This window comes from Clostridium sp. M62/1, from assembly GCF_020736365.1.
GTDB lineage: Bacteria > Bacillota > Clostridia > Lachnospirales > Lachnospiraceae > Otoolea > Otoolea saccharolyticum_A.
Genome location: NZ_CP085988.1, coordinates 2,368,722 through 2,388,508 on the forward strand (window position 1 = coordinate 2,368,722; position 19,787 = coordinate 2,388,508).

Consider the following 19,787-nt stretch of genomic DNA (forward strand, 5'->3'; position numbering starts at 1 on the left):
GAACACTGCACCGCTCCCTTCCTCATCAAAATTGGTTTTGCCTGCTTACCAGTAACAATCCATAGCTTATTAACTTTCCTAAATTTTACCAAAAATCAGACGATTAGTCAATAGATATTTTATTTTTTGTTTATATTTTTTTAATGATTATCGGATAAATTGTCCTTAAAATCTGTCATTATCCCATCCTTCTGTGGATTTTGTCCTGCTTTTTACTCTGCATCAGAGTCTTATCTGGAGAGGAAGGAGTATCTCTCCCTCATCCCTTCCTCTCCCTGAAATTCCCATAGGAAAACCACAGCAGCACCAGAAAAACAGCTCCAAACGGAAGCAGAAACAGCAGATCCTCTATCTTTTTCATTCTGGGCAGAATAACCGCCGCCAGTATGAGCAGCGGAACCATCCACTTCACCGCAAGCCGCATAAGCCCTCTCCTTTTTGCCGGCACTGCCCCGTCGCCAGCCTCCTCTGGATGCTTCATGGTACAGCATATGACCGCTCCCCACCGGCTGAAACGGCGATAGGCGGTGTACTCGATCCCGTTTAGTGTAAACTCCGGGTACATCCCTTCTTTCGTAATGACCAGATCCTCGTCATTTTTTCTGGCATACTGGCACAGGGCATCCATAAACTCCCGGCTGTTCATGCACATCGTGTCAGGCCTGAAGGAAAATTCCCGCTTGGCCTGTGCCCTGGCCACGGCAATGAAATCCTCTGCAAAATCCACGAAAACAGATCCTCCCCTCTCCAGTTCCTCCATCTCGTTCAGATATTTCTCCGCCTGAAGCTCATCCAGCTCAGTCTCCCGGATCCTACCATAAAATTTCAGCACAGCCTCCAGATGCTTCTTCTCCTTCTCCTGCCTCTTTTTCTGGGCTGTCAGGGCCTCCTGTAGGCTCTGTTCCCTGCTGAGCATTCTTCTGATATCTTCAATAGGCATATCCAGCTTCCGAAACAGTTTGATCCTTTTTAGCTGTTCTGCCTCCTCCTCCCCATATATCCGGTAGCCGTTTTCCGGATTTCGCTTTGGCGAAAGAAGTCCCTGCTTTTCATAGTACCGGATATTCTGACTGCTGATACCCGTCTGTTTTTCCATCTCTTTTATCCCCATCTCGTTTCTGCCGCCCATATCCTCACTCCTCTCCTGGTTCGCTTCCCTCCTGGTTCTTTTCTCTCTTCTGCCGTGCATGCTTCTCTTTTCTTACAGAAATTATAAAGGATATACCAACTGCAAGGTCAAGAGATTTTGCATAAAAACGGCAGGATCAGGCTTCCTCCCGCGCGAACAAACTTCCCTTTCGTCCACGGGGTATGTCCTGATCCTGCCTTCCCGCTTTTCATGCTATTTTTTCAGCGCAGCTGTCACTTCAGCGTAGGCAGCATCCACCTCGGGCATCACCGCCGAAGCCTGGTCCATCCTGCCATCTCTGAGGAACTCTGTCTGCTTCTCCACTGCACGGTACAGGCGCTCAAGGGAGAGATTCCCAGCCACCCCCTTTAAAGTGTGAGCGGCCTCGAAAGCGCCTTTGGCGTCTCCCTCTGCCATAGCAGTCTTCAGCAGGCTGTAATTGGCATCGTCTGCAAATTTTTCCAGAAAGCGGTTGAAAAGCATCTCGTTATTCATAAAACGGCCCAGCGCCTCTTCCACCTGGATTCCGGCTGCCGTCAGTCTGTCATACCTGTCTTTTTCCATCGGTACACCTCCCTTCAGACATTCTGGTTTATTTTCTCCTGATACATCCTGCGCAGCTCTCCCTCCACCTGAAGGAAGCTGTCTATCAGCTCCGGATTGAACACCCCGCACTCTCCGTTTACAATCATCCTGACCGCCTCATCACAGCTGCAGGCATCCTTATAGCACCGTTTGCTGATCAGCGCGTCATAGACATCTGCCAGGGAGACCACCTGAGACCAGACGGAGATCTCATCCCCCTTCAGACCGTCCGGATATCCTCGTCCGTCCCACCGCTCGTGATGATGAAGTGCAATATCGTAGGCGTAGGAATAGGATTCGTGCTCCTTCATCTGCGGAATCTTGGCAAGCAGACGGCCTCCCTGAATGGTATGAGTCTTCATTATCTCAAACTCCTCTGGCGTAAAGCGGCCAGGCTTTTTTAATATGGCATCGGGAATGGCAATCTTTCCCACATCGTGCATAATGGCCGCCAGGGCAATCAGCTCTATCTCATTCTCTGAAAGCCCGTCCCCGAATCTGGTATTCCGCAGAAGAAAGTCCGTAATGTCATGGATTCTGCGCACATGTTCCCCGGACTCATCACTTCTGAACTCGATAGCCGTCGAAAGGGACTCCACCATTCCCACGCTCATCCGGTACATCTTCTTTGTCTGCTCAAAAAGTTCCTCCCGCTGGCGCTCCACCACATTTCCAAGACGCTTTCTGGCCTGAAACAGCTCGATGATGGAATTGACACGCCGTGTGACGATGTGGGGCACTACAGGCTTTCCGATCACATCCATGACTCCCAGGGCGTAGGCCTCCCGCGTCACCTCGTCGCCGGTTTCTGCCGTCACCAGAAAAACAGGCATATGCTCTAAAAGATTCATTTCCTTCATAATCCTTAAAAGCCCGATGCCGTCCAGCTCCGGCATAATCACATCCAGAAGGACAGCGCAGATGCGCTCTGCGTGATCCGCTAATATCGCAAGAGCCTCTCTTCCGTTCTCCGCCTCCTCAATCCGGTAGGAGTCTCTGAAAATTTCCGCCAGAATGGCCCGGTTCATCTCCACATCATCTATAATCAGAAGCGTATCTGCCGTATTTGGAGAGCTTATGTCTGCATTTTTCATTGGTATTCCCTCCTTATTTAGATACATTTTACTGAACTATCGAAAAAAATTCAACCGCGGGAGGCAGAGAGGCAGAAACATACAGAGCAGACCAGCCTTCCGTAGGCAGTCCGTCAGGCATTTTGGCGGACTGCTTTTTCCAGGCGGGACAGGGCGTCAAGCAGTACAGATTTGGGGCAGGCCAGATTCATGCGCTCAAAGCCCTTTCCCTCAGGTCCGAACAGGATCCCCTCGTCAAAAAACAGGTCCGCCTCTGTCATAATCTCCTCCTGTCTTTCCGGCGTCCATCCGAAAGCCCGAAGATCCATCCACTGAAGATAGGTTCCCTGAAGCTTGGCTGTGCGGATTTCAGGCAGGCGCTCCTCCATAAACTGCTTTAAGGTCCGGTGGTTCTCCCAGATCACCTGGATAGCCTCGTCGAGCCAGGCATCACACTTCGTGTAGGCTGCCTCCATGGCCTTGTAGCCCAGGGCATTCACCCTGCCCTCAAAGGAAACCTTTGCCATCTGTGCCTTCAGCCTTCTTCTCCTCTCCTGATCCGGGATGATCACGCAGGAGGCCTGCAGGCCTGCCAGGTTAAAGGTCTTGCTGGGGGCCATGCAGGTCATGGTATTTTTTTCTGTCTCCTCTGAGAGAGAGGCAAAGGAGGTAAAGGTATTTCCGGGCATGATCAGATCGCAGTGGATCTCATCGGAGATGACAAACACCTGGTGTTTGAGGCAGATGCGGCTCACCTCCATAAGCTCCTCCCTTGTCCACACCCGTCCCACCGGATTGTGGGGATTGCACAGGATCAGGAGGCGGTTTTCCGGCTTTGACGCCAGCTCCTCCAGCTTTTCGCAGTCAATGGAGTAGAGGAGGTTTTCCCCCTCAATCAGCGGACATCTGACCAGCCTGCGCCCGTTTTCCTCCACTGCCTTATAGAACGGATAGTAGACCGGAGGCATGACGATAACCCCGTCCCCCTCCTCCGTAAAAGCAGCTACCCCGTGATAGAGGGCGTTGACGATCCCCGGAGTCGTGTAGAACCACTCCGGCCTTGTCTCCCAGCCGTACCTTCTCCTGGTCCATCCCGTAACCGCCTCGTACCAGGAAGGCTCCGCTGTCTGGTAGCCAAGTACTCCCTGGTCGAGACAGTCCTTTAGCGCCTCCACAATCTCCGGCGGATTTTTGAACTCCATATCTGCTATGGAAAAGGGGACAATCCCCCTTTCCACCTGAGGTTTTTTCTTTTTCATCAGGTTCCACTTGACGGAGCCATTGTCGTAGCGGTCCAACACTGTTTCAAAATCGTATTTCACGGTAAATCCTCCCCTTTATCTTCTCAATTATAGTTTCGCCTGCTGTCTGTAATCTCTATAAAGCCAGATCAAACAGAGAGAGCTGATTGCTCTCCGGAAGCCCCTTAAGAAGCCCCAGATCGGCCATCAGATCGGCCACTGTCTTCGTCACCTTCGAGCGGTTGATAAAGTCCTCCTTGGACAGGAACGGACCGTCCTCCGCCGCGAACACAATTCCGTCCGCCGCCTTCTCCCCCAGCCCGTCAATGCTGCTCAGGGACGGCATCAGCTTTCCGTCAATGATCTGGAAGTTTCTGGCGCTGGCCCTGTAAATATCGATGGGCATAAACTCAAAGCCCCTGGCATACATCTCCTGGACAATCCTCATATCCCGCAGGGTGTCCTGCTCCTTTTTCGACAGAGTATCCAGCCGCTTTTTGTAGTCAGCCAGGTGGTACTCCAGCTTCTCCCTTCCCTGACACATCAGCTCATAGGAAAAGCCGCTGGCGCGGATGCTGAAGAAGGCCGCATAGTAGGCAAGAGGATAAAACACCTTACAGTAGGCAATGCGCCATGCCATCATAACGTAGGCCGCCGCGTGGGCCTTCGGGAACATGTATTTGATCTTTTTGCAGGACCAGATATACCAGTCCGGCACGCCGTGGGCTGTCATTTCCTCCTCCCACTCAGGCTTCAGGCCCTTGCCTTTCCTGACGCTCTCCATGATGGTGAAGGACAGTCCCTCCTCCAGCCCCCTGCTGATCAGGTAAACCATGATGTCATCTCTGGTGCAGATGGCAGTCTGAATAGTCGCCTTTCCCTCCTGGATCAGAGTCTGGGCATTGCCCAGCCACACATCGGTTCCGTGGGCCAGACCGGCGATCCGAACCAGATCGGAAAAATATTTGGGCTTTGTGTCCAGAAGCATCTGCATGGCAAAGTCCGTTCCGAACTCCGGCACGCCGAGGGCCCCCAGAGGGCAGCCGCCGATGTCGTCCGGCGTGATTCCCAGGGCCTCCGTGCTCTGGAAGAGGCTCATGACCTCCTTACAGTCAAGAGGAATGTCCTTAACCGGATCCAGGCCTGTCAGATCCTGAAGCATACGGATCATGGTGGGATCATCGTGTCCGAGAATATCCAGCTTCAGCAGGTTGTGGTCAATGGAATGGTAGTCAAAGTGGGTGGTGATCGTCTTTGAGGTCATGTCATCCGCCGGGTGCTGTACAGGGGTGAAGGAGTAGATCTCCTCCCCGTGGGGAAGCACGATGATTCCTCCCGGGTGCTGTCCCGTAGTTCTCCTGACTCCCACGCAGCCGGTGACAATACGGTTGATCTCGCAGGCCCTCTTTCGCTGTCCTCTCTCCTCGTAGTACTTTTTCACATAGCCGAAGGCCGTTTTGTCCGCCAGGGTTCCGATGGTTCCCGCCCGGAAGGTCTGCCCTTTTCCGAAGATTACCTCCGTGTAATCGTGGGCGCGGCTCTGGTATTCTCCTGAAAAGTTCAGGTCGATATCCGGCTCCTTGTCCCCCTTAAATCCCAGGAAGGTCTCGAAGGGAATATCAAACCCGTCCTTCTTTAAAGGCTTTCCGCAGACAGGGCAGAGCCTGTCCGGCATATCGCACCCTGCCATTCCGGAAAACTTCTTCACCTCCTCGGAGTCAAAGTCGTAGAAATGGCAGTTTGTACAGTAGTAGTGGGGGCTCAGAGGGTTTACCTCTGTGATACCCGACATGGTAGCCACGAAGGAGGAGCCCACAGAACCTCGCGACCCCACCAGATAGCCGTCCTCATTGGACTTCCACACCAGCTTCTGGGCGATGATATACATCACCGCAAAGCCGTTGGAGATAATGGAGTTCAGCTCCCGCTCCAGACGCTCCACCACGATCTTCGGGAGATCCTCCCCGTACATCTCATGGGCCCTGTTATAGCAGATGTTCCGGAGCATTTCGTCGGAGTTCGGGATAACCGGCGGGCATTTGTCCGGCCTGACCGGCGAGATCCGCTCGCACATGGCGGCGATTTTTCTCGTATTGGTGATCACTACCTCCTCGGCCTTGTCGCTTCCCAGATATTCAAATTCCCTCAGCATCTCCTCGGTGGTGCGAAGATAGAGAGGCGCCTGGTCATCGCAGTCCTTGAAGCCTTTTCCCGCCATGATAATCCGGCGGTAGACCTCATCCTCCGGGTCGAGAAAGTGTACGTCGCAGGTGGCGCAGACCGGCTTGTTAAACCGCTCTCCCAGCTCCACGATCTTCCGGTTCAGATCCTTTAAATCCTCCTCTGTCTTCACCGTGCTCTTCTCGTCTCTGAGCATGAAGGCATTATTTCCCAGAGGCTGGATCTCCAGATAGTCGTAGAAGCTGACAATCTTATTGATCTCCGCCTCCGGCACTCCCCGCAGCAGGGCCTGGTAGAGCTCGCCGGCCTCGCAGGCTGAGCCGATAATCAGGCCTTCCCTGTATTTGAGGATCTGGCTCTTTGGAATCCGCGGCCGCTTTGCATAGTATACCAGATTCGAGTCGGAAACCAGGCGGTACAGGTTGATCCGCCCCACATCGTTCTTGGCCAGAATAATGATGTGGTTGGTGGGCATTTTCCGAATCGTCTCCACGCTCATCCGGCTCTGCTCATTCAGCTCATCCAGGTTTTCAATGCCGCGGCTTTTTAACATTTCCACAAATTTGACAAAGATCTCCGCCGTCGCCCCGGCGTCGTCCACGGCCCTGTGGTGGTTTTCCAGGGAAATCCGCAGCTCCTTGGCCACCGTGTCCAGCTTAAAGCGGTTCAGGTTCGGAAGCAAAAACCGCGCCATGGAAACCGTATCTAACACCGTGGGCTCGAAGCTCTTTCCCTGTATCATGGCATTGTGCCTGATAAAGCTCATATCAAAGGAAGCATTGTGGGCCACCATCACCGCATCGCTGCAGAATTCCAGAAACTTCGGAAGCACTTCCTCGATTTTCGGCGCCCCCAGAACCATGTTGTCGCTGATGCTGGTGAGTTTTTCGATCTCAAAGGGGATGGGCACCTCCGGGTTGACGAAGGTGGAAAACCGGTCCACGATTTTTCCGTTTTCCACCTTTACCGCGCCGATCTCGATAATCTTGTTCTTCAGAGGGCTGAAGCCCGTTGTCTCGATATCGAACACCACGCAGGTGTGGTCTAAGGACTGTCCCCTGGAATCCTCTGCCAGCTGCTTTAAATCATCTACCAGATAGCCCTCTACGCCGTAAAGGACCTTGAAGCCGTCCCCCTTTTCCACTGCATGGTTGGCGTCCGGGAAGGCCTGGACACAGCCGTGATCCGTCACGGCAATCGCATCCATCCCCCACTTTTTGGCCCTCTTTATAATGTCCTTCACCTCTGAGACTCCGTCCATATCGCTCATCTTCGTGTGGCAGTGAAGCTCCACACGCTTGACAGGGCTGTTGTCCATGCGCTTTCCGGTGAAATCCTCGCACTTCTTGATGCCCACAATGGAGCCCAGAGTCAGCTCCCCGTCAAACCGGTCAATGGTGGCCACTCCCTTGAGCCGCACAAACTGCCCGGCTGCGGTAGCCTTTTTCAGATCCTCCACAGCCTCCTCCTTTGCAAAGATCTTTACGCCGATGGTATCTGTGAAGTCTGTAATGGTAAAGATAAAGAGCTGTTTGCCGCTTCTGAGCTCCCGAATCTCCGTGGTCAGGATCTTTCCGCGGATGCAGACCTCTCCTACCTCTCCCTCAATCTGGCTGATCTCTGTCAGCTCATCATCGTCGAAGCTGCGCCCGTAGAGTACGTCGGGATCCTCCGCCCTCCTGTAGCCGGAGCGGGCAAACTCCTTCTTTTTGAATTCCTTCTTTCCGTAGGTCCCCGAAGAGCCTTTGGCTGTATTCTTCTCCTTTTTCCCGCTGCCGGAAACTCCTCTGGAAGCGGAAGCGTCCTTTCCGGAAGCTCCTCCGGCTGTCCTGTCTGAGCCGCCGGCTGCATTAACTTCCACCGGCTGCAGCTTTGCTCTGCCGTCTTCACCGGAAGGCAGCCCGCCCTCCGGGCCGTCTGCTCCGAAGAGATCCAGACCGTCCGCTGAGGCCGCAGCCATGCTGTCCAGGTAGGCGCTGTAGCCCGGATCAAAGGGAAGAGGCTCTGAGGGCGCCTCGTCTTGCCGGCGCATCTGGCAGGGCACAATCACCGGGTCCACAGCCCGCTTTGCAGGCTCCCGGTACTCCTCGTCAATCTCCATGGGCAGGCCGCAGCGCTCCACGAAAATTTTCTCCAGGATCCGCTTCAGCTCCGGCGTCCTGTCCCTGGCTATCATCGTATCCTCCAGAGTCAGGCGCATCACGTCCTCCCGCTCAAAGGTACATTCCGCCTTACGGAACATGCTGTAGAGAAGGATGCTGTAATTTTTAAGCTCCATAAGGATGCTGTCCCTGTAGACCATCAGGAGCTTTTCCGGCGTGTACTGTCCGGAAAGACGGTATTTTTCCTGAATCTTGATGGCTACCCGCTTGCCGGGGAACAGCTGCTCCCGGATCCCCTTTTCCAGCCCGTAAATATTCTGTTTGTGAATCAGCCTCGGACTTACAATATAAATGCGAATAGAGCTTCTGTCCCTGGTGGTGGTGACTCTCTCCACCTCCACCAGGTCTAAAAGCTCCCGCAGATTGTCCGTGATATGTAAGTCAGGAAATACTTCTAAAAAAGGTTTCATTCCCCATCACCTGTTTTCTTTGCATTCTGCATCATGGCGTCCAGCTCTCCCTTCAGGGCGCCAAGCAGCTCCTCCTCCGGAACCTTGCGGATCACCTCTCCCTTTTTGATGAGAAGTCCCTCTCCGATTCCTCCGGCAATTCCGATGTCTGCCTCCCTGGCCTCTCCGGGGCCGTTGACTACACAGCCCATGACAGCTACCTTAATATCAAGGGGATATTCCTGCACCATATTTTCCACCTGGTTTGCCAGGCCGATGAGGTCGATCTGGGTGCGGCCGCAGGTAGGACATGACACTACCTCCACTCCGCCCTTTCTGAGCCCCAGTGTGCGCAGGATCAGCTTTGCTGACTTGATCTCCTCCACCGGATTTCCCGTCAGAGACACGCGGATCGTATCTCCGATCCCCTGATTCAGGATGAGTCCCAGCCCGATGGCTGACTTGATATTGCCGGACAGCACCGTTCCGGCCTCGGTGATTCCCACATGGAGGGGGTACATGGTTTTTTTCGCGATCAGCTCATGAGCCTTCACACACATCAGAACGTCTGATGACTTGATGCTGATGACCAGATTGTCATATCCCATGCGCTCAATCATGGAAACCTTGTCCAGGGCGCTCTCCACAATTCCCTCTGCCGTCACGCCGCCGTACTTCTCTATCAGATGCTTTTCCAGGGAACCGCTGTTGACGCCGACGCGGATGGGAATTCCATACTCCTTCGCCTTGTCCACCACTGCCTGCACCCGCTCCTCGGAACCGATGTTTCCCGGGTTGATGCGGATCTTGTCCGCCCCGCACTCAATGGCCGCTATGGCCAGGCGATAGTCAAAGTGAATATCCGCCACAAGGGGGATATGGATGGAGCGCTTTATAGTCTTTAAGCTCTCTGCTGCCTCCATGGTGGGAACCGCCACGCGGATAATATCGCAGCCTGCACGCTCCAGCTCCAGAATCTGGGCGATAGTGGACGCCGCGTCCTCTGTTTTCGTATTGCACATGGACTGAATCAGAATCGGATTTCCACCGCCAATGACGCGGTTCCCGATCTGAACTGTTTTCGTTGAATCTCTGTATGCCATATGAGGCTTCCTCCGATCATTTGATTTGTGTAGGTGTGTGTAAGTGTGTGGGGCATTGGCCGCATACCTGAACAGCCCCGGCCTCTCCTCCCGGCAAGCCGGCTCCCCGAATGGGGAGTCAGAGGCTGCTCAGGTGTCAGTTAAAGTACGTTTATGATATCATTAAACAGGATCACGACCATCAGAACCATCAGAACGGCCATTCCAGCCATGTGGATCATGCCTTCTTTTTCGGGATCTACAGGGCGGCCGCGGAGAGCTTCTATCAGGATGAACACCAGACGGCCTCCGTCCAGGGCCGGGATGGGAAGCAGATTCATGATTCCCAGGTTGGCGCTCAGCAGCAGGCTCATGTTGATCAGGTTCATCAGAACATTCAGAAGGCCATAGCTGCTGCTTGCCTCCACCGTCTTATCGATCATAACCACGATTCCCACCGGGCCGGCCACATCTTCTCTGGATACCTGGCCGGTTACCAGCATCTGCAGGCTCTTGAAGGTTAAGTCTATAATGTAGCGAAACTCGTAGAAACTGTACTGCAGCGCCTCAAACACAGACTCAGGCGCTCTGGGATAGGCGCTTACAATTCCCATCAGATAGCCGCCCGCCTCCTCTGAATAGGCAGGGGTCACATTTGTCCGGTAAAGCTCTCCCTCTCTTTTGTACTCCAGTTCCATGGGCTCTCCCGGATGGAAGGTGTTCTGCATTGCAACTTCCTGGTACAGGTTTATCCGCTTTCCGTTAATTCTCGTGATTACGTCACCTGGCTGAAGGCCCGCCTCGGCGGCAGGGGATCCCTCCTGCACCGCTCCGATCTCCGGAGGCTGACAGCCTGCATAGGCCACCACAGCGATACCGCAGGCCAGAGCGAGGATGAAATTAAACACAGGTCCCGCCGCAATCGTCAGAAAACGCGCCAGCACAGACGCCTCGTGAAAGGCCAGCCCTCTGACAGGTGTGCCGTCCGGCCCATAGCGGACAGGCGGCTCTGACGGATTCCTGCGGCTCTCCAGGACAGCCTGAAGGGGCTCGGAAGGTTCCTCCCCGGAAGAAGCCAGGGCCTCACTCTTTTTCCTGATGTCTTTTTGGGCCTTTTCATCCATGCTCATGCTCTCGGGATCCTCATCCTCCCCCAGCATCATGCAGGAGCCGCCAAAGGGCAGCAGTTTCAGCGAATATCTGGTATCGCCCCGTTTGAAGCTCAAAAGCCTCGGCCCCATGCCCAGGGAAAATTCCAGGACACAGATGCCGCCAAGCTTTGCAAACAGGAAATGTCCAAACTCGTGGAAAAGTATAATTATGCCAAATACCAGAATTGCTGCAAGCAAACTCAACAATCTATCACCTGCTCTCTCAAATTCTATTTTCTTATCCGCTTCTCCTAAAAGTTACAGCTGTTCAGATAATCGTAAGTTTCCTGCTCCGCCGCAAGGATTTCATCCACGGAGGGGTTGTCAATCACCTTATGCTGTCTCATGGCAGCCTCTATCATGTCAGTGATGGCAAGATAACTGATTTTTCTGTCTAAAAACCTGGCAACTGCCAGCTCATTGGCAGCATTAAACACAGTGGGAAGGGAACCGCCCCTCACGCCGGCCTCTCTTGCCAGGGCAAGCCCTCTGAAGTTTTCATAGTCGGGAGCCTCAAAGGTAATCTGCCCAAATTTTGTGAAATCTAACCTTTCGCCAGGCAGGAATCTTCGCTCAGGATAGTAGAGCGCATACTGAATGGGCAGCTTCATGTCCGGAGTTCCAAGCTGGGCAATTACTGCGCCGTCCTCAAATTCTACCATCGAGTGGATGATGCTCTGGGGCTGAACGACCACCTGTACCTGATCCATTGTCACGCCAAACAGCCATTTCGCCTCCATCACCTCAAGTCCCTTATTTACCATGGTGGAGCTGTCAATAGTAATCTTTCTGCCCATGGTCCAGTTGGGATGCTTCAGCGCGTCCTCCACCTGAATCTGTCTCATCTGCTCCCTGGTTCTGCCTCTGAAAGGACCGCCGGATGCAGTCAGAAGAATCTTGTGAATCCGGCTGCCTCCCTCTCCGTTCAGGCACTGGAACACAGCGCTGTGCTCACTGTCCACCGGCAGGATCCTGACTCCCATTTTTTCCGCAAGAGGCATAATCAGATGTCCGGCCGTCACAAGTGTTTCCTTGTTGGCCAGGGCAATGTCCTTCCCTGCCTCCATGGCAGCGATAGTGGGCCGGATTCCGAGCATTCCCACAATGGCTGTCACCACAATCTCAGCCGACGGTTCTGTGCATACCTCGATCAGACCGTCCATCCCGGACACAATCTTCACATCCAGGTCCCTCACAGACTCACGCAGCCTTCCCGCTGCCTCCTCCTCCCATACGGCGGCCAGTTTGGGCCGGAACTCCCTGATCTGCTGTTCCAGAAGCTCCACATTTCTCCCTGCCGCCAGGGCAGTTATCTCTATATCCTTATTCGTGCGCACCACTTCTAATGTCTGTGTTCCAATAGAGCCGGTGGAACCCAGAACTGCAATTTTTTTCATGTCTTCCTCCGTATATTTCATCTTCCCTGGTTTCTTCATTCCACATACGTCTCAGGCTGCATTCTCCGGTCTTATCCTGCCTGTTCTCTTCCGCCTGCTTTCTTTTCCTGCTTTCTTTCTCCTGCTTCCCTCCGCTGCTTCTCTTCTGACCGGGCCGCCGTCCTGAACGCCCCGCTCAGAGACATCAGCCCAGAAAGGTCAGGGCGAAGAAAATGGCCGGGGCGGTAAAGATCATACTGTCAAACCGGTCGAGCACGCCTCCGTGTCCCGGAATCAGATGGCCGTAGTCCTTTACATTGTGGTTCCTCTTGATGGCAGAGGCAGCCAGATCTCCGATCTGTGAGATCACAGCCGAGATGGCGCAGGCGATGGCGCAGGCTGCAGGCGGATTGACAATCTCCGCCATCCTGGAGCCAAACACCGCTCCGAAAATCAGTCCCAGCAGGGCAGCTCCCAGGACGCCGCCGACAGCTCCCTCCACCGTCTTTTTCGGGCTTAAAAGAGGCGTCAGCTTGTGTTTTCCAAACAGCATGCCCACACAGTAGGCGCAGGTATCGCAGCCCCAGGAACTCAGCACGATCAGCCATACCAGATACTTTCCGTCTGTCATTGCCCGCACCTGATACAGGTAGGACAGCATTACAGCCAGATAGAAAATACCGAAAAATGCCACTGTCACCTGCTCCGTTCTGTAGTGGGGAAACGTAATCACATAGATGGCCATTAAAATCATCAGAGCTGCAATCGCCATCAGCACCACATAGTTTTCCCGGTGAAACCAAAGAAGGGCATAGTAAAAAATTCCGGCTGCATAGCCCGCAATACCCGGCGCCTTTTTCTCGATCTCCACCACACGGTAAAGCTCAAACATACCAATCAGGGAGAGCGCCGCCGTCACAGCAAACAGAAGCGCGCCGCCAGTTCCCACGATCAGGACTGCCAGAATCACCAGCACAATTCCGCTCACAAGTCTGGTTGTAAACATGACAAATTCCCCCCTCGCTATTTGGCGCCGCCAAACCGCCTCTCTCTCGTATTATACTGGGCAATAGCTTTTACTAATTCCTCCCGGTTAAAATCCGGCCACAGGCAGTCAGTAATGTAAATCTCGCTGTATGCCAGCTGCCAGAGCAGATAGTTGGAAAGCCGGATCTCCCCGCTGGTTCGGATTAACAGATCCGGATCGGGAATTCCTGCTGTATCTAAATAGGAAGCAACCGTATCCTCTGTCACCGCATCCGGATCAAGAATACCGCTCTTAGCATCCCTCATCATCTGCTTCACTGCTCTTCTGATCTCATCGCGGCCGCCATAATTTACGGCAATCACAAAGGTCATGCCCGTATTGTCCGCTGTCTCTCTTTCCAGCCTGTCTATGCCTTCGATAATATCCTGATCAAACCTTGTTCTGTCTCCGATCATCTTTACCCGGACATTGTTGACCCTGGCAATCTTCAGAAGCCGCTTCAGGTAGTAGCGGAACAGCTGCATCAGGGCGCCCACCTCTTCTACAGAGCGCTTCCAGTTTTCCGTGGAAAAACCGTATACAGTCAGATAGTCAATGCCTAGTCTGGCTGCATCCTCAACCGTTTTCTCCACTGTCACACATCCCTGTTTATGTCCGGCAGTCCGCGGAAGCCCTCTCTTTTTGGCCCATCGGCCGTTTCCATCCAGGATCAGGGCAACATGTCTCGGTATTACCAGTTTTGAAATATCAGTTTCCATATATAACCTCCAGCAAAAACGGGGCAAAACACCAGATAGATGGCTGTCTTATCCCCGAAGCATCTGCCGGCAGAAGGTTTCACTCGTTCTGAATCCATTCTTCTGTCAGCACAAATAAGGGGCAGGCGAACCTGCCCCCCATATTAAACTGTCATAATCTCTTTTGTCTTAGTCTCAACAGCCTTATCAATCTTATCGATCATCTTATCTGTCATCTTCTGGATCTTCTCCTCTGCATCAGATAAGTCGTCCTCGGAAATCTCGTTGGCCTTCTCCATCTTCTTGAAGGTGTCGTTGGCATCGCGGCGGATATTTCTGACTGCCACCTTTGCGCCCTCACCCTTCTTCTTTACATCCTTGGCCAGCTCTTTTCTGCGCTCCTCGGTAAGCTCCGGGAAAATCAGGCGGATCACAGAGCCGTCGTTGGTGGGGTTGATACCCAGGTCAGAGGTGAGAATCGCCTTCTCAATGGCCTTCACCAGGCTTTTCTCCCATGGCTGAATCTGAATCATCCTCGGCTCCGGAACAGAGATATTAGCCACCTGCTGAAGAGGTGTCGGGGCTCCGTAGTAGTCGACTCTCAGCTTATCCAAAACGTGGGGGTTTGCACGTCCGGCGCGGATAGAGCTGAATTCATTCAGCAGCGCGTCATAGGACTTGTCCATCTTTTCCTCAAATATCTTCATTTTCTCCTGCATAAAAAAATCCTCCTGTTATGCGGTAACTACTGTACCGTTTATTTTCCCCTGCATCGCATTTGCAATGCCGTCCTTTTCATTTAAGCTGAACACTGCCATGGGAACATGGTTCTCCATGCACATGATGGAAGCCGTCAGATCCACTACAGCCAGCTGCTTGTCAATCACCTCCTGGATGGTGATTGTATCATACTTTTTCGCATTCGGGTTGATCTTCGGATCGCTGTCATATACGCCGTCGATGGCCTTCGCAAGAAGAATGCAGTCCGCCTCCATCTCGATGGCTCTCAGAGCCACTCCTGTGTCAGTGGAGAAATACGGATGGCCTGTTCCGCCTGCAAAGAACACTACCTTGCCCTGCCTGAAATATTTATTCGCTCTGTCCTTGGAGAAGAGCTTTGTCATAGAGCCACAGGCGAAAGGCGTGAGAATCTCCGTTTCCATACCCGTGCTTCTGAAAATTTCGGAAACGTAAATACAGTTCATCACAGTGGCAAGCATACCGATCTGATCTGCCTTGGTGCGGTCGATGGCATTGCTCTGGCGTCCTCTCCAGAAGTTTCCTCCTCCGATGACAACGCCCACCTCTGTACCGGCATCCACAGCCAGTTTTACCTGCCTGGCCACTTCCTTGACCGTGTCCTCGTCAAAGCCTGTCTTTTTCTCACCTGCCAGGGCTTCACCGCTTAACTTGAGTAATACGCGTTTCATTTCCATAAGTCTGTTCTCCCTGTTTTCTCTTGTTTGTGAGGGCAGCATAAGACCAAACGCAAAGCCGGAGTTCTGACGAAGGCAAAGGCCTGCGAAAGAAAATCCGGCGTGCAGTTTTTTGTATATCTGCCCACTTAGGGCTATTGTACCACAGAATGTGGGGTTAGGCGAGAAGATTTTTTATTCTTTTGCAGAAAAATATAACAGTTCAGCCATATATCTTCTTGCCCGCTTAAAGCGGACAAGAAGTGTCTGGCGTCCGACCTCCAATTCTGTATCTTTTGGAACAGCGGCAGAGATTTCCGTTCCGCTGGAGGTCACAAAAATCTCTGCCTTTTGTTCGCTGATGCTATTTCCAGTATTTCTGCAGATACTCCTCTGCGTCTCCCTTCGAAATCGAAAACTCCTCCATAAGAATACTCAGGGTATCCTCCCTGGAAGCTCCCGCCTTGCGGCAATGACGAATCATAGCTGAGACTCCCTGAGCCATTCCCTCTTTTATTCCCTGAGATAGCCCTTCTTCTCGTCCTTGAGATAGCCCTTCCTGCCGCCCAAACTCATACTCCGTCTTCCTGAGCAGTTCCTTCTCCCTCTCCTCGTCATACTCAAAAATACTCACACTAATCGCCTCCGCCCGATATTTCATCAGGAAATCTCTGAGAATCCCTTCCTTGATACATTCATCCACGGCCCGGCTTACCGCCTCCGCCAGCTCCATCTCCTTCGCATAAGCCCGCACGCGGGCAACGTAGAGGGAGTATTCCTTCAATAGCCGGCATGTGTTCATAAGCTCGTCATTCCACCCTGCGTTAATGTTCAGCACCGTTACTTTCAGCTCCAGATCCGGGTCTTCCACCTTTTTCTCGTAGGCGTCGGAAAGCTTTAATACGCACTGTTCCCCCATGTCATAGCTTCCATTGAAAAAGACAACAAACCGGGGCGCGGGCAGCTTTAACAGGCTGGACGAGTAGATGGACTGATTCGCCAAAAGCATCTCATATTCCCTGGACACATAAAACAGATCCCTGAGCGGCATGTTCGGGTTCCAGGTGGACTGATGTTCGTAGAGATTCAGCTCCATATTTAATAGAAACGCCAGATCGTTTTTGATATTCATGTAGACAGCGTTTTCCAACGTCACGATCTGAAGCTGAGATGCATCCGTGTAGCTTGTATTCCCCACTGCATTATAAAGAGAAAGCAATGCCTCTTTGTCGTTGAAAATCATCCGAAACAAGGCGTCCTTGTAATCACGTCTGGGTGGAAGAAGCTGTTTGTAAGCCCCATTCCTGCGAACCGTCCATTTCTTTTTATTTTTACCCATAGAACCTCCTTTTGCAGAAGGTTTCCGGAGCATTTCAGGAACTCTGCGTCCTGCTGCTGTTAGCTGACAGACTTTCCGACATTCCATCAACTTCCCGTCCTGTCAGAAAACCTTCCGCCTTTGTATGATAATGAATTAGGAAAAAGCATAGATTTTCTGACATTCCAAAGAAGTGAGAAATCAGCCGCCAGACCCACAGAAAAGGCCCGAAATGAATGTATGCTTTTATGTTTTTAGTATACCACAGTTAAGCTTTCGTCCGCAAGAGCTAATCGATTGAGGGATGGGTCAAATAATCGTTAGCACTTTTCTTATATTTATGATGTCAGTTTATTTCTTCTATTTTTAGACAATTATTGCTGAACTTCTTCCATTTGCTTTTTGAATATTCTTGTGCGGGAGTACCGCTGTTCCGGAGGAACGGATACCGCCAATCCAGCGGCAGGAAACCGCTAATCCGGAACAGGGATACCACACTTAATTGATTGTTACCTGCGAGTTCACTCGCTTAAGGCCGGATCTAATCCATATACCTCCCGCATGGATCTGTAATTCGCCGGATCCGTTGGGACGATATTGATCTTGTATGCATCATGCTTGATGCGGTCCAATATCGCTTCCGACAGAGGACTGTCATCACCACCAAGCTGGTCATACCAGCCACTGGGGTCGTACTGGGAACAGAAGATGGTAGATGACTTCCTGCGTCTCCTGTGAAGAAGCTCCAGAATGTCATGCTGTTCGGATTCTGTGGGCTTCAGCAGAAGCCATTCATCAATGATCAGCAGAACAGGGTTAGCGTATTTCCCTTGGACCTTTTTGTATGTACCGTCATTGCGTGCCATCTCCAGTTCCAGAAGCAGATCCGGCAGGCGGACATATTTCGTCTTGTAACGCTGTTTGCAGGCTTCCATCCCGAATGCGCATGCCAGGTAGGTCTTTCCACTCCCAGTAGCTCCGGTAATAAAGAGATTCCTGTGTTCTGTGATATATTCACAGGTTGCGAGCCGCTCAATCAAAGAACGGTTCAGCTTGCGCCCGGAAGTATAGTTGATATTGCCAATGTATGCGTCTGGCTGGTCAAATCCGGCATTGCGGATCAGGCGTTTCAGGCTGTTGCTCTTGCGGTTGCTGTATTCGATATCCACCAGCATTCCAAAACGATCCTCAAAAGATATCTCCTTCATCTTGGGATCATCCATCTGGATGCGGAATGCATCAGACATAGATGTCAGGCGCATTTCAATGAGTTTATCTATCGTGCTTTGTGTAGTCATGGTTCCTTACCTCCTGTAGTAATCAGCGCCCCTTGTAAGCGCATGGCTGCTCTTTGCTGGTTCAGTATGGCTGCTTGCTGCTCCTTTGTCCGGCATCTCCATCTGGTCGCTTCCGGTATCAAGGATGTTCTTGATACTCTTATAACTGGGAGCAGCCGTAAAGGAGAGTGCTTTCCGGCAGGCGGCTTCCAAACGGTCAACGGAATATTTGTCGGCCAGTTTTAAAAGCCCCATACAGCTGCGGTAGGACTGTTGTTCTACGCGTTTGGAGGTAAGGATTGCATCAATTACCTGATAAGTACTGGAGCCGATCCGCTCCGCCCATTTGCGGAAACGGTCGCCGTTCCATTCCAGATACTGCTGGTGAGATGCCGGCATATGCTCTGTGACGGTGCTGTATTGTCCCTTACGTCCATAAAGCCGGCGGTGGGATGCAATCCGGTTGTGATTGTAAAAAATCTCAATTGTCTTATCTGTAACCCTCACATCAACTTTGCGTTTTATATATTCATAAGGAACTGAGTATAGCATTCCGGCAAAGGATATGTGATAATTGAACTGAACGGTGGCTTGTTTCCATTCCGCCAGTTCATATGGGGTGGCAGGTAAAGGTGCCAGGAGTGGCAGTTCTTCGTTGCGGAAGATCTCATACCGGCTGCCCTCTTTCTTTTGAAAAGGGCGATGGCTGAACTCTTCCAGTTTCTGTCGGATTGCTCGGTTTAACTCACTGAGGGAGAAGAACTGCTCATTGCGCAGGGCTGCGGTGATCCAGGTGGGAATATTCCCTACACTGCCCTCGGCATTGGGTTTGTCCTTTGGAGCCCGGACGCGGGCTGGAATAATCGCAGTGCCATAGTGCTCTGCCATCTCCTGATAGACGGCATTGATCCGCTGATCTTTCCAACCCTTGTTGTGATCCACAGCAGTACGGCAGTTATCCGGCACGAGGATCCTGGCAACACCGCCAAAATATTCATACATGTGGACATGCGCAGCAATCCACGAAGGCTGCTTTTCATCCATGAACGCTTCTACGTATGGATACTGGCTGTAAGTCATCACTCCTACGAAAATGTGGGCATCCAGGATTTCGCCGGTATCCGGATCGATGATATGTGCCGGATCTCCGGCCCAGTCAACCTCAACCTGTTCCGCAGGTTTGCGGTTGATATGCATGGTGGCGCGGCGCTTCTGTTCATCCTTCTGGATGTAATAGCAGAACTGTGAGTACATAAGCGGCTCATCCCCGGAAAGGCGGCATTCCTCAAGGTATTCTGTCCAGAGGAGTTTCTTATTTACTCCATTACGGAGAAGCTCCTTGCGGATATGCGCATAATCCGGCATCCGCCTGTTTGATTGAGACTCAGGGCTGTTCTTCTTCGGGAACAGCAGCTGCTCAATTACTGAATCGGTCTGGTTTGGATCAAGCGGCCATGAGATGCCTTTTTCTCTGGCAGCTTTTAAAACCTTATTGACCGTTTTCTTGGATACACCGCAGCTAAGCGCGATGTTCGTCTGACTGAGACTCAGACTGGCAAATCTGATAATCTCGCGGTATTTGGTCATAACAGACGACCTCCTTATAATGTATTTACGCTAAGAGACGCATAAATACATTATAAGGGAAGAAACCACGGTTTCCATGGCTCTGGAATCACGGTT

Annotated in this window: 15 protein-coding genes; all 15 read right to left on the reverse strand. The window is 52.1% G+C overall.

Annotation, left to right across the window (positions count from 1 at the left end; all coding sequences use genetic code 11):
* Positions 1 to 259 precede the first annotated feature (259 nt).
* The 15 genes from LK436_RS11095 to istA all read right to left on the reverse strand — a co-directional run bounded on the left by LK436_RS11095 (position 260) and on the right by istA (position 19,691).
* Positions 260 to 1,129: a MerR family transcriptional regulator gene (locus LK436_RS11095; protein WP_044931587.1), complete on the reverse strand. Its 870-nt coding sequence runs from the start codon at positions 1,127 to 1,129 to the stop codon at positions 260 to 262.
* A gap of 213 nt (positions 1,130 to 1,342) precedes the next feature.
* Entirely contained in the window at positions 1,343 to 1,693 is a 351-nt protein-coding gene (locus tag LK436_RS11100; protein WP_008398390.1) for an Hpt domain-containing protein, read from the reverse strand.
* A gap of 14 nt (positions 1,694 to 1,707) precedes the next feature.
* The gene (locus tag LK436_RS11105; RefSeq protein ID WP_015574120.1) at positions 1,708 to 2,808 is read right to left on the reverse strand and encodes an HD-GYP domain-containing protein; all 1,101 of its coding nucleotides are present in this window, start codon (positions 2,806 to 2,808) and stop codon (positions 1,708 to 1,710) included.
* Positions 2,809 to 2,921: 113 nt separating this feature from the next.
* Positions 2,922 to 4,109: a MalY/PatB family protein gene (locus tag LK436_RS11110; protein ID WP_008398392.1), complete on the reverse strand. Its 1,188-nt coding sequence runs from the start codon at positions 4,107 to 4,109 to the stop codon at positions 2,922 to 2,924.
* A 55-nt stretch (positions 4,110 to 4,164) separates the two neighbouring features.
* Complete coding sequence (locus tag LK436_RS11115; RefSeq protein ID WP_008398394.1) at positions 4,165 to 8,781, reverse strand: PolC-type DNA polymerase III; 4,617 nt, start codon at positions 8,779 to 8,781, stop codon at positions 4,165 to 4,167.
* Positions 8,778 to 9,938: a flavodoxin-dependent (E)-4-hydroxy-3-methylbut-2-enyl-diphosphate synthase gene (gene ispG / locus LK436_RS11120; protein WP_265586103.1), complete on the reverse strand. Its 1,161-nt coding sequence runs from the start codon at positions 9,936 to 9,938 to the stop codon at positions 8,778 to 8,780. The genes LK436_RS11115 and ispG overlap by 4 nt, the downstream gene beginning before the upstream one ends.
* 65 nt (positions 9,939 to 10,003) lie before the next feature.
* On the reverse strand, positions 10,004 to 11,197 hold the full coding sequence (rseP, locus tag LK436_RS11125) for an RIP metalloprotease RseP (RefSeq protein WP_044931519.1): 1,194 nt from the start codon (positions 11,195 to 11,197) through the stop codon (positions 10,004 to 10,006).
* A 47-nt stretch (positions 11,198 to 11,244) separates the two neighbouring features.
* On the reverse strand, positions 11,245 to 12,390 hold the full coding sequence (locus tag LK436_RS11130; protein ID WP_044931590.1) for a 1-deoxy-D-xylulose-5-phosphate reductoisomerase: 1,146 nt from the start codon (positions 12,388 to 12,390) through the stop codon (positions 11,245 to 11,247).
* A 184-nt stretch (positions 12,391 to 12,574) separates the two neighbouring features.
* The gene (locus LK436_RS11135) at positions 12,575 to 13,375 is read right to left on the reverse strand and encodes a phosphatidate cytidylyltransferase (RefSeq protein ID WP_008398401.1); all 801 of its coding nucleotides are present in this window, start codon (positions 13,373 to 13,375) and stop codon (positions 12,575 to 12,577) included.
* 17 nt (positions 13,376 to 13,392) lie between these two features.
* Positions 13,393 to 14,115 (reverse strand): isoprenyl transferase, encoded by a 723-nt coding sequence (locus tag LK436_RS11140; protein ID WP_008398403.1) that lies wholly within the window; start codon positions 14,113 to 14,115, stop codon positions 13,393 to 13,395.
* A 143-nt stretch (positions 14,116 to 14,258) separates the two neighbouring features.
* Positions 14,259 to 14,813 (reverse strand): ribosome recycling factor, encoded by a 555-nt coding sequence (gene frr, locus LK436_RS11145; RefSeq protein WP_008398406.1) that lies wholly within the window; start codon positions 14,811 to 14,813, stop codon positions 14,259 to 14,261.
* 15 nt (positions 14,814 to 14,828) lie between these two features.
* Positions 14,829 to 15,530, reverse strand: coding sequence for a UMP kinase (gene pyrH, locus LK436_RS11150; RefSeq protein WP_015574112.1), 702 nt, complete (start codon positions 15,528 to 15,530; stop codon positions 14,829 to 14,831).
* A gap of 343 nt (positions 15,531 to 15,873) precedes the next feature.
* Positions 15,874 to 16,848 (reverse strand): hypothetical protein, encoded by a 975-nt coding sequence (locus tag LK436_RS11155; RefSeq protein ID WP_044931522.1) that lies wholly within the window; start codon positions 16,846 to 16,848, stop codon positions 15,874 to 15,876.
* A gap of 500 nt (positions 16,849 to 17,348) precedes the next feature.
* Complete coding sequence (locus LK436_RS11160; protein ID WP_015574778.1) at positions 17,349 to 18,125, reverse strand: ATP-binding protein; 777 nt, start codon at positions 18,123 to 18,125, stop codon at positions 17,349 to 17,351.
* Positions 18,126 to 18,131: 6 nt separating this feature from the next.
* Complete coding sequence (istA, locus tag LK436_RS11165) at positions 18,132 to 19,691, reverse strand: IS21 family transposase (protein ID WP_227910041.1); 1,560 nt, start codon at positions 19,689 to 19,691, stop codon at positions 18,132 to 18,134.
* Positions 19,692 to 19,787: the final 96 nt, after the last annotated feature.

What these genes read in the sequence shown, in the direction of transcription:
- LK436_RS11095 (WP_044931587.1), bottom strand. Translation starts at nt 1,129, where the DNA reads ATGGGCGGCAGAAACGAGATGGGGATAAAAGAGATGGAAAAACAGACG.
- LK436_RS11100 (WP_008398390.1), bottom strand. Translation starts at nt 1,693, where the DNA reads ATGGAAAAAGACAGGTATGACAGACTGACGGCAGCCGGAATCCAGGTG.
- LK436_RS11105 (WP_015574120.1), bottom strand. Translation starts at nt 2,808, where the DNA reads ATGAAAAATGCAGACATAAGCTCTCCAAATACGGCAGATACGCTTCTG.
- LK436_RS11115 (WP_008398394.1), bottom strand. Translation starts at nt 8,781, where the DNA reads ATGAAACCTTTTTTAGAAGTATTTCCTGACTTACATATCACGGACAAT.
- LK436_RS11130 (WP_044931590.1), bottom strand. Translation starts at nt 12,390, where the DNA reads ATGAAAAAAATTGCAGTTCTGGGTTCCACCGGCTCTATTGGAACACAG.
- LK436_RS11135 (WP_008398401.1), bottom strand. Translation starts at nt 13,375, where the DNA reads ATGTTTACAACCAGACTTGTGAGCGGAATTGTGCTGGTGATTCTGGCA.
- LK436_RS11140 (WP_008398403.1), bottom strand. Translation starts at nt 14,115, where the DNA reads ATGGAAACTGATATTTCAAAACTGGTAATACCGAGACATGTTGCCCTG.
- frr (WP_008398406.1), bottom strand. Translation starts at nt 14,813, where the DNA reads ATGCAGGAGAAAATGAAGATATTTGAGGAAAAGATGGACAAGTCCTAT.
- pyrH (WP_015574112.1), bottom strand. Translation starts at nt 15,530, where the DNA reads ATGGAAATGAAACGCGTATTACTCAAGTTAAGCGGTGAAGCCCTGGCA.
- LK436_RS11155 (WP_044931522.1), bottom strand. Translation starts at nt 16,848, where the DNA reads ATGGGTAAAAATAAAAAGAAATGGACGGTTCGCAGGAATGGGGCTTAC.
- LK436_RS11160 (WP_015574778.1), bottom strand. Translation starts at nt 18,125, where the DNA reads ATGACTACACAAAGCACGATAGATAAACTCATTGAAATGCGCCTGACA.
- istA (WP_227910041.1), bottom strand. Translation starts at nt 19,691, where the DNA reads ATGACCAAATACCGCGAGATTATCAGATTTGCCAGTCTGAGTCTCAGT.